The following is a 12097-nucleotide window of genomic DNA, read 5'->3' as shown; positions in this document are numbered from 1 at the left end:
GTCTTGCGCGTACGAGCGGCTGCGGGCGGACGCGGTGGGGGCGGGGCCCGGGGGTCCGGTTCCGCGCGTACGAGCAGGTACGGGCGGACTCGGCAGGGTGCGGCCGAGAGTCCGGTCCCGTGTGTGCGAGTGGCTGCGGGCAGATGTGGTGGGGTCGAGGCCGAAGGCTCGGTTTCGTTCGTACGAGCGGCTGCGGGTGCGGCAGAGCGGAGGGCCCGGGGCCGGCACCCCAGGGGGCTTCGGGTGTCGGGCGGTGTGATGATCAGGCCGTTAGGGTGCACGTGTGAGCGATTTCGTGCAGAGTCTGCGGCTCTGGTTCGCGCCGCAGCGGATCCGGGACGAGGGGGACACCCCCGACTACCGCTTCTCCCTGGCCAACGAACGGACCTTCCTCGCCTGGATCCGGACCGCGCTCGCCCTGGTCGGCGGCGGCTTCGCCGTCGACCAGTTCCTTCCCGACCTGCGGTGGGGGGTGCGGGTCGGGCTCGCGCTCGCGCTGCTCGCCGCCGGGGTGCTGTGCGCCCTGCGCGCGGTGAACCACTGGATCCGCTGCGAGCGCGCGATGCGGCGCGGCGAGGACCTTCCGGTGTCCCGGTTCCCGGCGGTGCTCAGCCTCGCGGTGGCCGTGGTGGCGCTGGCGATGGTGGTGGTCGTGCTCTTCGGCTGGGCCGGGTAGTGGGGGGTCCGCCGGACGCGGTGGTGACCCGGGACCCCGGGCTCCAGCCGGAGCGGACCCGGCTCGCCTGGCGGCGCACCACGCTCTCCTGCACGGTCGTGGCGGTGCTCGCCGTCAAGCTGGCCGTCCAGGACGAGACCACGCCCAGGGGTCTGGCCGGACTCGCCCTCTCCGCGCTCGCGTGGATCCTGTTCCTGGTGGTGGCCCACCGCCGGATCCGCTCCCTGGACGCGGCCCGGCCGCACCCGCTCACCCACCGGGGCGCGCTGCTCGCCGCCCTGTGCACGATCGGGCTCGCCTTCTTCGGGGCGGCGCTGATCTGGTGAGCCCGGCGGGATCCCCGTAAGGGAAGACGTCGGGGAAGACGCAGCGGAGGAGAGGACACGGACACGGCGGGCCTTTCGAATCAGGACGATAGGGGCGTATCGGACTAGCCTGGAAAGGTCAGCCGCTCCCTCACAGAGGCCATGTGATGACCGTTCTCCACCACGAACACCCCACGCACGCCCACGCCCACGGTCCGGACTGCGGCCACCGGGCGGTGGACCACGGGGACCACGTCGACTACGCGCACGACGGGCACCTGCACCGCGAGCACTCGGGCCACTGGGACGAGTGCGAGCCGGCCGGTCACGTCTCCCACGAGGCGCACGCGCACGAGCACGGGCCCGACTGCGGCCACCCGTCGGTGACGCACGGCGACCACCTCGACTACGTGCACGACGGACACCGGCACGCGGCGCACGACGGACACTGGGACGACCACTGATCCGGTGAACGGACCCGCTCCTCCTTCCCCCGGCCCGGGGCCGACTGACACGCTTCCCCCCTGTCAGGTCCGGCTCTCACCCGGGGGAATCCCTTGTCTTCCACCGACCCCTACGTAGTCACCCTCGCCCCGAACGTCCACGCCTTCGTCCAGCCCGACGGGGGCTGGTGCCTGAACAACGCCGGTTTCCTCGGCGACGCGGGCGAGTCGCTGCTCGTCGACACCGCCGCCACCGAACGGCGGGCCCTGCTGCTGCGCGAGGCCGTCCTCGCCGCCGGGCTTCCGCTGCCGGGGACCGTCGTCTCCACCCACCACCACGGGGACCACACCTACGGGAACGGGGTGTTCGCCCCCGGGGCGCGGATCGTGGGGCACGAGAACTGCCGGACCGAACAGCTCGCGGCCGGACACCAGCTCCATCTGATCTGGCCGCGGACCGACTTCGGCCGGATCGACGTCCTGCCGCCGTCCGTCACCTACACCGACCGGCTGACGCTGCACGTCGGCGGGATCGAGGTGCGGGTGATCCACCCGGGCGCCGCGCACACCACGGGCGACTCGATCGTGCACCTCCCGGAGCAGGGGGTGGTCTTCACGGGCGATCTGGTCTTCCACGGCGGGACGCCGTTCCTGCCGATGGGCTCGCTCGCCGGTTCGCTGCGCGCGCTCGCCCTGCTGCGCTCGCTCGACGCGCCGACGGTGGTGCCGGGGCACGGGCGGGTGACCGACCCCTCCGCGTACGACGCGACGGAGCGGTACCTGCTGTGGGTGCGGGAGCTGGCCGCCGAGGGGTACGCGAAGGGGGAGACGCCCCTGGAGACGGCGCGGCGGGCGGAGCCCGGCGAGTTCGCCGCGTGGCGGGAGAGCGAGCGCCTGGTGGCGAACCTGCACCGGGCCCACGCGGAGCTGGCGGGCCTGCCGGAGGGGCACCCGCTCGACCCGGTGGCGGTCTTCGGCGACATGGCGGCGATGAACGGCGGGGTGCCGGTGGCCTGCCACGCCTGAGCCGTACGGGGAGCGCGCGCCGGGGCCGACCGGCCCTCCCGGCTCCTCCTCCGCGCGGAGGGCGCGCGCCGGGGCGCGCCCTCGGCGTACGCCTTCCGCGCGTCCGGCGACCGCGCCCGGGAGTGTGGCGGACACCCCTCTGGACGACATACCGACTGGTCGGTCATCATGAGGACCGACCGCAGCCGACCCGGAGGTACGCCCGATGAGCTCCGCCCCTGACCCGCAGGCGACGACGCGGGAGGCGACCCCGCCGGGTCTCGACCCCGAGCGGCTGCGCCGCTTCCTCGACCGCGAGCGGCCCGGCCTGGTGGCCGGTCCCCTCGAAGCCCGGCTGATCGAGGGCGGCCGGTCGAACCTGACGTACGCGGTGACCGACGGCACCCCCGCCGGCCGCTGGGTCGTCCGCAGGCCCCCGCTCGGCCACGTCCTGGCCACCGCCCACGACATGCGGCGCGAGCACCGGGTGATCAGCGCCCTGGACGCGACGGACGTGCCCGTGCCCGGGACGGTCCTGCTCTGCGAGGACGAGTCGGTGCTCGGCGCGCCGTTCTACGTCATGGAGTTCGTGGAGGGGACCCCGTACCGCTCGGCCCGCGAGCTCGCCCCGCTGGGCCCCGAGCGCACCCGCGCCGCCGTCCTCGGCCTGGTCGACACCCTGGTCGACCTGCACGCCGTGGACCCCGACGCGGTCGGGCTCGGGGACTTCGGGCGGCCCGAGGGCTTCCTCGACCGGCAGCTGCGGCGCTGGGGCAAGCAGCTCGACGCCTCGCGCGGCCGCGAGCTGGCCGGGATCGACGAGCTGCACGCCGCCCTCGGCCGGGAGCTGCCGACGTCTCCCCCGCCCACCGTGATCCACGGCGACTACCGGCTCGACAACGTCCTCGTCGGCCCCGACGACCGGATCCGGGCCGTCCTGGACTGGGAGATGTCCACGCTCGGCGACCCGCTCACCGACCTCGGCCTCCTCGTCATGTACAGCACCCCGCTGGACCTGCCGGGCTCCCCCCTCTCCACGACCGCCACGGCCGCCGGGCACCCGAGCGCCGCCGAGCTGGTCGAGCGCTACGCGGCCCGCTCGGGCCGCGACACCTCCGCCCTCGCCTGGTACACGGCCTTCGCCTGGTTCAAGCTCGCCGTGATCCTGGAGGGCATCCACTACCGCTACACCCTCGGCCAGACGGTCGGCGCCGGGTTCGACCGCATCGGCGAACTCGTCCCCGTCTTCATCGAGCACGGCCTGACCACCCTTCAGGAGGGCTGACCCCCATGGACTTCGCCTACGACGCCCGCACTGAGGAGCTGCGCGCGAAGCTGCTCGCCTTCATGGACGAGCACGTCCACCCGGCCGAGGCCGTCGCCGAGGAGCAGCGGGCGCTGCTCGCCTCCCCGTGGGACACCCCGGCGGTGGTCGAGGAGCTGAAGGCCGAGGCCAAGCGGCAGGGCCTGTGGAACCTCTTCCTTCCCGACGCCGAGTACGGGGCGGGCCTCACCAACCTCCAGTACGCGCCGCTCGCCGAGATCACCGGCCGCAGCCCCCAGCTGGCCCCGACCGCCCTCAACTGCGCGGCCCCGGACACCGGGAACATGGAGCTGCTCGCCCAGTTCGGCGACGAGGCCCAGAAGAAGCAGTGGCTGGAGCCGCTGCTCGCGGGCGAGATCCGCTCGGCGTTCGCGATGACCGAGCCCGAGGTCGCCTCCTCCGACGCCACCAACATCGAGACCCGGATCCGGCGGGACGGCGACGCGTACGTGATCGACGGGCGCAAGTGGTACATCTCCGGGGCGATGAACCCCGACTGCAAGGTCTTCATCGTCATGGGCAAGACCGACCCCGACGGCACCGACCTCCGCCGCCAGCAGTCGATGGTCCTGGTGCCGCGCGACACCCCGGGCGTCGAGGTCCGGCGCGCGATGCGGGTGTACGGGTACGAGGACCACTACCACGGCGGCCACGCCGAGGTGGTCTTCGACGGCGTGCGCGTCCCGGCCGCGAACCTGGTGGGCGAGGAGGGCGGCGGCTTCGCCATCGCGCAGGCCCGGCTCGGCCCCGGCCGCATCCACCACTGCATGAGGCTGATCGGCATGGCGGAGCGGGCCGTGGAGCTGATGTGCCGGCGCGCGGCCTCCCGTACCGCCTTCGGCAAGGCGCTCGCCCGGCAGGGCGTCGTGCAGAACTGGATCGCGGACGCCCGGGTGACGATCGAGCAGCTGCGGCTGCTGGTCCTCAAGACGGCGTGGCTCATGGACACCGTCGGCAACCGGGGCGCGCACACCGAGATCCAGGCGATCAAGATCGCGACCCCGCGCGCGGTCGTCGACATCATCGACAAGGCCGTGCAGCTGCACGGCGCGGGCGGGGTGTCGCAGGACTTCCCGCTGGCCGAGCTGTGGGCGGCGGCGCGGACGCTGAAGCTGGCGGACGGGCCGGACGAGGTGCACCAGCGGTCGCTGGCGCACCGGGAGCTGAAGAAGTACCTGTAAGCCGTCGCGGCGGACCGCACCCCGCAGGGGGTGCGGTCAGGGGCGCAGGGCCCGGAGCAGCAGGTCGGCGAGGTGTCCCGCGACCTGCTGGGGGCTGAGGGGGCCGTCCGGGCGGTACCAGGTGGACAGGTGGTGCACGGACCCGAAGTGGTAGTCGACCACCAGGTCGGCCGGGGTCGCGGAGGAGAACACCCCGGACTTCTGGCCCTCCTCGATCAGGGCCCGGAACCGCTCGTGGTAGCGGCGGCGCTCGGCCCGCACCCGCTTGTTCTTCTCCGGGCTCAGGTGGTGCATGGAGCGGAAGAAGATCGAGGCGTCGTCGAGGTTCTCGATGGTGGTGACGACGACGTCGGCGGCGGCGGCGCGCAGCCGCTCCTCCACGGGCGCGTCGGCGTCGGCGAAGGCGTCGAGCCGCTCCTGCTGGAGGCGCAGGACCCGGGAGTAGACCTCCTGGAGGAGGTCCTCCTTGGAGCCGAAGTAGTGGTAGAGGGCGCCCTTGGTGACCCCGGCGGCCTCGACGATCTCCTGGACGGAGGTGCGGTCGTAGCCCTGCTCCGCGAAGAGCCGGGTGGCGGCGGCGAGGAGCCTCTGGGGGACGGGGGTGCCGCTCCCGTCCGTCGTCCTGGCCATGCTCCGCCGCCTTCCTTCGTCCTGCTCCGGTGATCGTTTTCGGTCGCGGGAACGCGTTCCCGCCAGGTAGATCTTCCCATCCGCCGGGGACTACGGCTGACGGGAGCCCGTCTCCCAGGTCCGCTGGACGTGGTTCATGGTGTCGAGCCAGCGCTCGGGATCGGTGGCCCGGTTGCGGTAGTAGCCGGCGACCTCGGGGTGCGGCAGCACGAGGAAGCGGTCGGCCCCGACGGCATCGATCAGGGCGTCCGCGACGTCCTCGGGCTCGATGGCGGTGGGGGCGAGGACCAGCTCGCCCGCGCTCCCGGCGGCGGTGAGCATGTCCGTGCGGACGCCCTGCGGGCAGATGGCGTGGACGGAGAGGCCGCGGTGCCGGTAGGTGAGGGAGAGCCACTCGGCGAAGGCGTACGCGCCGTGCTTGGAGACGCTGTACGGCGCCGCGCCGATCATGGTGAGGAGTCCGGCGGCGGAGACGGTGGAGACGAAGCGGCCGCTGCCGCGCTCCAGCCACTCCGGGAGCAGGGCGCGGGCCGCGCGGACGTGGGCCATGACGTTGACGTCCCAGGCGGCGGCCCAGACGTCCTCGTCGGCGAAGGCGTCGCCGGGCGAGGAGAGCCCGGCGTTGGCGCACCAGACGTCGACGGTGCCGCCGAGGGCCGCGCGGGCCTCGTCGACGACGGCGGAGGCGTCGCCGGGGACGGCGACGGCGCCGATCTCGGCGGCGACCGCCTTCGCGCGGTCGGCGTCGAGGTCGTTGACGACGACGCGGGCGCCCTCGGCGGCGAAGCGGCGGGCGAGGGCGGCGCCGATGCCGCCGCCCGCGCCGGTGACGACGACGCCGGCGCCCCGGAGGACGGCCGCGGCCTTCGCCGCCCCCGCGCTCGGAGCCGTATCCGCGTCCACGTCCGTACCCGTACTCGTGTCCGCGTCCGCGTCCGCGTTCGTGCCGGTACCCGTGCCCGTGTCCGCGCCCATGTCTGGACCCACCTCTCCGCGACTCTCCGGCTTCCCCGGCCTTCCCGGCCTTCCCGGGACGGCGACCTCGGCAGACTAACCGGTCGGTATGCCGGGTGGGAAGGGTCGGCGGAGGGCCGGCGGCGGAGGGACCCGCCCGCACGCCTCGTTCCCCCGGGCCACCGGGAGCGCTAGCGTGCGTGCCCCTGTCATGCGCCCCGGCCGGGGCCGCGATCGAGGAGGTTCGCGCATGGGTCTGTCGCGACGGAGTCTGCTGGCCGCCGGAGGCGCCCTGGGGGCGGTGGCGGCGACCGCGTCCCCCGCCACCGCCGGGACACCGGGCCGGGAGCCGGGGGCTGCGGGCCGGGAGGACGGGCGGCGCCGGGTGCGGACCGGCTTCGAGCGGCTCGCGGCGGACGGGTACGCGCCGCTCGCCGGGCAGCGGGTCGGCGTCGTCACCAACCCGACCGGGGTGACCCCGGACGCCCGCCACCTCGTGGACGTGATGCACGCCGACGAGCGGGTGGACCTGACCGCCGTCTTCGGCCCCGAGCACGGCTTCCGGGGCACCGCCCAGGCGGGCGGCTCGGAGGGCCGGTACGACGACCCGGCGACCGGACTGCCCGTCTACGACACGTACCTGAAGAGCGGGCGACCGCTCGCGGACGTCTTCACCGCCTCCGGGGTGGACACGGTCGTCTTCGACATCCAGGACGCCGGCGCGCGCTTCTACACCTACATCTGGACGCTGTACGACTGCATGGAGGCCGCCGCCCTCGCCGGGAAGCGGTTCGTGGTCCTGGACCGGCCGAACCCGGTGACCGGGCGCGCGGCCCTCGGGCCCGTCCTGGACCGGGCGTTCGCCACCTTCGTCGGGCGCGAGCCGATCGCGCAGGCGCACGGCATGACGGTGGCCGAGCTGGCGCTGCTCTTCAACGGCGAGTTCCTGGCCGCGCCCGTCGCCCTGGAGACCGTGCGGATGACGGGGTGGCGGCGGACGGACTTCTTCGACTCGACGGGGCTGCCCTGGGTGCCGCCGAGCCCGAACATGCCGACGCCGGAGACCGCGCTCGTCTACTCCGGCACCTGTCTCTTCGAGGGCACGAACCTCTCCGAGGGCCGGGGCACCACCCGCCCCTTCGAACTCCTCGGCGCCGAGGGGATCGACCGCCGGTGGGCGGAGGCGGCGAACGCGCTCGGCCTGCCCGGGGTCCGCTTCCGCGAGGCCTACTTCGCGCCGACCTTCTCCAAGTTCCAGGGGAAGACGGTGGGCGGGGTGCAACTGCACGTCCACGACCGGGAGTCCTTCGATCCGGTACGGACCGGGATCGGGCTCCTGGTCACCGCCCGCCGCTCGTGGTCCGGCTTCGCCTGGCGGCCGGACCACTGGATCGACAAGCTGACCGGCTCGACGCGGGTGCGGACCCTGATCGACGCGGGCGCGGACACGGACGAGGTCGTCGGGGCGTGGCAGGCGGACCTGAAGGCCTTCCGGGCGGTGCGGAAGGAGTACCTGCTGTACCGCTGAGGGCCGCCCCGGGAAGGGGGGTGTCCCCCGTGTCCCGAGGGGGCGGGCGGGAGGCCGGGGAAGGGGGCGGGCGGGATGTCCCGGTGGCGTCCCGCCGACCACGCTGGTCCCATGCGTACCGTCACCCTTCCGAAGTCGTCCTTACGGCGCCGCCTCTCCGTCGCCGGGCTGCTGCTCGCCGTCTGTCTCGGCGGCCTCGCCCCGGCCCCGGCGGGCGCGGCTCCCCCGGGCGCCACCGCTCCGGCATCCGTCACCGACCCGGCGCGCGAACTCGCCCGTTCCGCGCGCCCCCTGGCCGATCTGCGGCCGCTCGACCGGATGATCGGCTCCGCCACGGTCGTCGGCGTCGGCGAGGCCACCCACAGCTCGGCGGAGTTCTTCACCGCCAAGCACCGGATCTTCGAACATCTGGTGGAGGAGAAGGGGTTCACCACCTTCGCCCTGGAGGCCAACTGGTCCACGGGCCTCCTGATCGACGCGTGGGTGCGCACCGGCCGGGGCGACATCGAGGCGATCATGCGGGACGAGTTCCAGGAGTCGTACCGCCTCTGGAACACCGAGGAGTACCTCGACCTGTTCCGCTGGATGCGGGAGTACAACCGGCTCCACCCCGACCGCCAGGTCCGCTTCATGGGGAACGACCTCGGGTACGCGGGCCCGAACCTCTTCGACGCCGTCACCGCGTACGTCTCCCGCACCCGCCCGGCGCTCCTGCCCCGCTTCCGGGAGCTGTACCGGAAGTCGCGGCCCGTCGGCGGGGTCGAGGAGTGGATGAAGGGGTACCTGGGCCGGCCGCTCGCCGAGCGGCGGCGGATGGCCGGCGACGTGAACCGGGCCCTCGCCCTCCTGGAGCGGCAGCGCCCCGGCGGGGGCACCGGGGCGCGGGAGGCGCACGCCTGGGCCGTGCAGCACGCACGCGCGATCGCCCAGGTCGGTACCGAGTACGCGCACGACGCGGCGACGCCCGAAGGGGTCGCGGCGGCCATGCTCTACCGCGACCGGGTCATGGCGGAGAACACCGTGTGGTGGCAGCGCAGGACCGGGCACCGCATCCTGCTCTCCGCGCACAACGGGCACGTGGGGTACGTGACGCCGAAGCCGGACCAGTACCCGCGCCTCCAGGGCGCCTTCCTGCGGGACGCGCTCGGCCGGGACTACGTGAGCGTGGGCGCCTCCTTCGGGCGGGGGGCCTTCAACGCGCACGACACCGGGGCCCCGGGCGAGCCGCTGCGGGTCTTCACCGTCGGGCCGCTCGGGCCGGACAGCGGCGCCCACACCCTGGACCGGGTCGCGGACGAGCCGTTCTACCTGGACCTGCGGCGGACGACCCCGACGGCCCGCGACTGGCTGGGGACGCCCCGGCAGACACGGCACATCGGCACCGCCTACCCCTGGCCCAGCGCCGTCGTGCCCCTCCGGCTCTCCGCCTCGTACGACCTGCTGGTCCACTTCCCCCGGGTCTCGGCGGCGCGACTGCGCTGATCCCCGCGCCGCCGGGTCCGGGAACCGCCGGAGGTGACGGTTCCGCTCCGTCCCGGGAGTCCCTCCCGCCCCGCTGATGGCTGCCATCCGCATTTCGATGGAACACAGAGGGCCTCCCGTTCGTCCCTCTGATACCGCGGAAGGACCAGCGACGGAGGTGGCGGGAGATGGCCGGTTTCCGGAGTCTCGCGAGACAGGTGCGCGATCCGGGGTGCGACACGGCGCTGCGCAGGTACTCCCTGCGCAAGTGCCTGGAGCGGTTCGCCCCGTACGGGCACCGCGCGACCTGGGACCATCTGTGCCGCAGGCACAGGTTCGGGCCCGAGGACCGGGAGCTCGACCCGGGGCGCCTCGTGGCGGCGCTCGACGAACTGGAGGAGGCGCGGGCCGTGTGGCTCGCGTACGAGGAGAGGTTCGCCGCCCGGCGGCGGCGCGAGAAGCACGAGGGGCTGCGCCGGCCCGGCGCGCTCGACGACTGGCACCGGCGGGTCTGGGGCGGCAACGGCGTGGTGCGGTGCGGGGATCCCGAGGTGCATCCCTCGGACCCGCTGCCCGAGGTGCTGCGGCGGCTGATCACGGCCCTGGAGCGCGGTCCGGGCGAGGCGTGTCCGGTGTGCGCGGGGCCCAGGATCGAGTGGGCGGGGCCCGGCGACCGGTACGAGCCGTGGCACGGCCCGGTGTGCGCCGACTGCGGCGTGGGCGTCCCGCGGACGGTGCTCACCTCGGGCGCCCTGGCCCGGGCCCGCGCCGACCGGGGCCGCCGGCTGGCGTCGGCGGCGTGACCCTCCGGGGCGGCGGGGACCGGGAGGCCCCCGAAGCGCCCCGTACGGCCCCTACGCCTCGTCCTCCTCCGGTGCCGGGCGGCGGACCGGGAGGAGGCGGGAGCCCGCCATCCGCTCGCCGAAGACGTCGTCCGGGTTGGACAGGACGCAGGTCTCCAGGGAGAGGCAGCCGCAGCCGATGCAGTCCGTCAGATGGTCGCGGAGGCGGCCGAGCTGCTGGATGCGCGCGTCGAGTTCGGTGCGCCAGGCCGCCGAGAGGCGGGCCCAGTCCTCGTTGGTGGGCGTGCGCTCCTCGGGGAGCCGGGCGAGCGCCTCGCGGATGGTGGCCAGGGGGATCCCGACCCGCTGCGCGGCACGGACGAAGGCGACCCTGCGGAGGGTGTCGCGGCCGTAGCGGCGCTGGTTCCCGCTGGTGCGGCGGCTGTTGATGAGGCCCTTGGACTCGTAGAAGTGCAGGGCGGAGACGGCGGCCCCGCTGCGGGCGGAGAGCTGGCCGACGGTGAGCTCGTGGATCTTCTCTGGAATCTGCGGCACTCCGCGACCCTACGGGAACCGTCCCGCCGTCCGGCCGGGCGTTGACAGCGGACCGTCCGCACCACAAAGCTGAGCAAGCGCTTGGACAGCGCGACCGGCGCGTGCGGGGGCGTCCGGGTAAGGCGTGACGAGAGGGAGCAGGGACATGGCCGAGCCGAGGATCTTCACCTCCGCCGAGGAGCTGCGCGCGGGGGTCGGCGAGCAGCTGGGGCACAGCGACTGGCTGGAGGTCGACCAGAAGCGGATCGACCTCTTCGCGGAGGCCACCGGCGACCACCAGTGGATCCACGTCGACCCGGAGCGCGCGGCCGCAGGGCCGTTCGGCACGACCATCGCGCACGGCTATCTGACGCTGTCGCTGCTGCCGGTGTTCGTGCCGCAGATCCTGGCCGTCGAGGGCGTGAGGATGGGCATCAACTACGGCACGGAGAAGGTGCGTTTCCCGGCCCCCGTGCCGGTCGGCTCGCGGCTGCGCGCCACGGCCGTCCTGGCGAAGGTCGAGGAGGTGTCCGGCGGCGTGCAGGTGACGGCGGCGGTGACCGTGGAGCGCGAGGGCTCCGAGAAGCCGGTCTGCGTGGCCGAGTCGGTCTCCCGCTACTACTTCTGAGCGCCGACCATCCTGAGGACGAGGCCGGCGTAGAGCGCGCCGACCTCGTCGGGCGTCCGGCGGCCCTGGGTGGTGAACCAGCGCGAGACGTCGATGCAGAGGGACAGCACGGCGACCGTGGTGCCGGGCACGTCGGGGACGTCGAACTCCCCGGCCGCCACGCCCTCGTTGATGATCCGGCGCACGGCCGCGTCGGACTCGCGGCGCAGCTCCACGATCTCGGCGCGGTGCTCGGGGCCGAGGGCGTCGAGCTCGTACTGGACGACGCGGGCGGTCGTGTGGCGCTCGGCGTGCCAGCGGACGAAGGAGCGGACGGCGTCGGCGAGCCGCTCGGCCGCCGTGCCCCCGCCGTCGGCGGCGGCCCGGAGGATCTCCAGGGCCCTGTCGTGGCCGATCCGGCTGATCCGGTGGAGCAGCTCTTCCTTGGTCTTGTAGTGGATGTAGAGCGCGGCCGGGCTCATCCCGGCGCGGCCGGCGATGTCCCGGGTGGTGGTGGCGTGGTAGCCGCGCTCGGCGAACGCCTCGACGGCGGCTACCAGCAGCCGCCGCGCCGCCTCGGGCGTGACCTCGCCCCAGGGCACGTCCTCGCCCCCGGGCGTCTCCTCCGCCGCGCTCATCCCACACTCCTCTTCGGTCCCCGTCAGCA

General features: G+C 74.2%; 14 protein-coding genes. 10 read left to right on the top strand and 4 right to left on the bottom strand.

What is annotated here, in order from left to right:
• Positions 1 to 283 precede the first annotated feature (283 nt).
• The 6 genes from ACIQVI_RS26085 (at position 284) to ACIQVI_RS26060 (ending at position 4934) form a co-directional block, all read left to right on the top strand.
• The gene (locus ACIQVI_RS26085) at positions 284 to 676 is read left to right on the top strand and encodes a DUF202 domain-containing protein (protein ID WP_351971012.1); all 393 of its coding nucleotides are present in this window, start codon (positions 284 to 286) and stop codon (positions 674 to 676) included.
• Between the two features lie 23 nt (positions 677 to 699).
• Positions 700 to 1002, top strand: a complete 303-nt coding sequence (locus ACIQVI_RS26080) for a DUF202 domain-containing protein (protein WP_403600053.1) — start codon at positions 700 to 702, stop codon at positions 1000 to 1002.
• A gap of 146 nt (positions 1003 to 1148) precedes the next feature.
• Positions 1149 to 1445, top strand: coding sequence for a hypothetical protein (locus ACIQVI_RS26075; RefSeq protein ID WP_161373503.1), 297 nt, complete (start codon positions 1149 to 1151; stop codon positions 1443 to 1445).
• Positions 1446 to 1538: 93 nt separating this feature from the next.
• Complete coding sequence (locus ACIQVI_RS26070) at positions 1539 to 2450, top strand: MBL fold metallo-hydrolase (protein WP_403600050.1); 912 nt, start codon at positions 1539 to 1541, stop codon at positions 2448 to 2450.
• Between the two features lie 205 nt (positions 2451 to 2655).
• Positions 2656 to 3714 carry a phosphotransferase family protein gene (locus ACIQVI_RS26065; protein WP_403600047.1) on the top strand — a complete coding sequence of 353 codons (1059 nt, stop codon included), beginning with the start codon at positions 2656 to 2658 and terminating at the stop codon, positions 3712 to 3714.
• A 5-nt stretch (positions 3715 to 3719) separates the two neighbouring features.
• On the top strand, positions 3720 to 4934 hold the full coding sequence (locus ACIQVI_RS26060) for an acyl-CoA dehydrogenase family protein (RefSeq protein WP_403600044.1): 1215 nt from the start codon (positions 3720 to 3722) through the stop codon (positions 4932 to 4934).
• 36 nt (positions 4935 to 4970) lie between these two features.
• Here ACIQVI_RS26060 and ACIQVI_RS26055 read toward each other — a convergent pair whose 3' ends face one another.
• Together ACIQVI_RS26055 and ACIQVI_RS26050 are read right to left on the bottom strand one after the other, a co-directional pair.
• Entirely contained in the window at positions 4971 to 5564 is a 594-nt protein-coding gene (locus tag ACIQVI_RS26055; protein WP_351971018.1) for a TetR/AcrR family transcriptional regulator, read from the bottom strand.
• A 90-nt stretch (positions 5565 to 5654) separates the two neighbouring features.
• Complete coding sequence (locus ACIQVI_RS26050) at positions 5655 to 6539, bottom strand: SDR family oxidoreductase (protein WP_403600041.1); 885 nt, start codon at positions 6537 to 6539, stop codon at positions 5655 to 5657.
• 229 nt (positions 6540 to 6768) lie between these two features.
• Between ACIQVI_RS26050 and ACIQVI_RS26045 the strand changes: the two genes are divergently transcribed.
• The 3 genes from ACIQVI_RS26045 (at position 6769) to ACIQVI_RS26035 (ending at position 10310) form a co-directional block, all read left to right on the top strand.
• Entirely contained in the window at positions 6769 to 8046 is a 1278-nt protein-coding gene (locus ACIQVI_RS26045; RefSeq protein WP_403600038.1) for an exo-beta-N-acetylmuramidase NamZ domain-containing protein, read from the top strand.
• A 111-nt stretch (positions 8047 to 8157) separates the two neighbouring features.
• Positions 8158 to 9528: an erythromycin esterase family protein gene (locus ACIQVI_RS26040; protein ID WP_403600035.1), complete on the top strand. Its 1371-nt coding sequence runs from the start codon at positions 8158 to 8160 to the stop codon at positions 9526 to 9528.
• A 167-nt stretch (positions 9529 to 9695) separates the two neighbouring features.
• Positions 9696 to 10310, top strand: a complete 615-nt coding sequence (locus tag ACIQVI_RS26035; RefSeq protein ID WP_351973628.1) for a hypothetical protein — start codon at positions 9696 to 9698, stop codon at positions 10308 to 10310.
• A 51-nt stretch (positions 10311 to 10361) separates the two neighbouring features.
• On the opposite strand, the gene soxR is transcribed toward ACIQVI_RS26035, so the two are convergent.
• Positions 10362 to 10844 (bottom strand): redox-sensitive transcriptional activator SoxR, encoded by a 483-nt coding sequence (gene soxR / locus ACIQVI_RS26030; RefSeq protein ID WP_121833435.1) that lies wholly within the window; start codon positions 10842 to 10844, stop codon positions 10362 to 10364.
• A gap of 145 nt (positions 10845 to 10989) precedes the next feature.
• On the opposite strand from soxR, the gene ACIQVI_RS26025 reads away from it, so the two are divergent.
• A complete protein-coding gene (locus tag ACIQVI_RS26025; protein ID WP_351973627.1) occupies positions 10990 to 11451 on the top strand; it encodes a MaoC family dehydratase in 462 nt (153 codons plus the stop codon).
• Here the strand turns inward: ACIQVI_RS26025 and ACIQVI_RS26020 are convergent.
• The gene (locus ACIQVI_RS26020) at positions 11442 to 12068 is read right to left on the bottom strand and encodes a TetR/AcrR family transcriptional regulator (protein WP_351973626.1); all 627 of its coding nucleotides are present in this window, start codon (positions 12066 to 12068) and stop codon (positions 11442 to 11444) included. The genes ACIQVI_RS26025 and ACIQVI_RS26020 overlap by 10 nt on opposite strands.
• Positions 12069 to 12097: the final 29 nt, after the last annotated feature.

Origin of the sequence: Streptomyces sp. NPDC098101, assembly GCF_044760185.1 — a bacterium.
Classification (GTDB): domain Bacteria; phylum Actinomycetota; class Actinomycetes; order Streptomycetales; family Streptomycetaceae; genus Streptomyces.
This window is presented reverse-complemented; position numbering and strand designations above follow the sequence as displayed.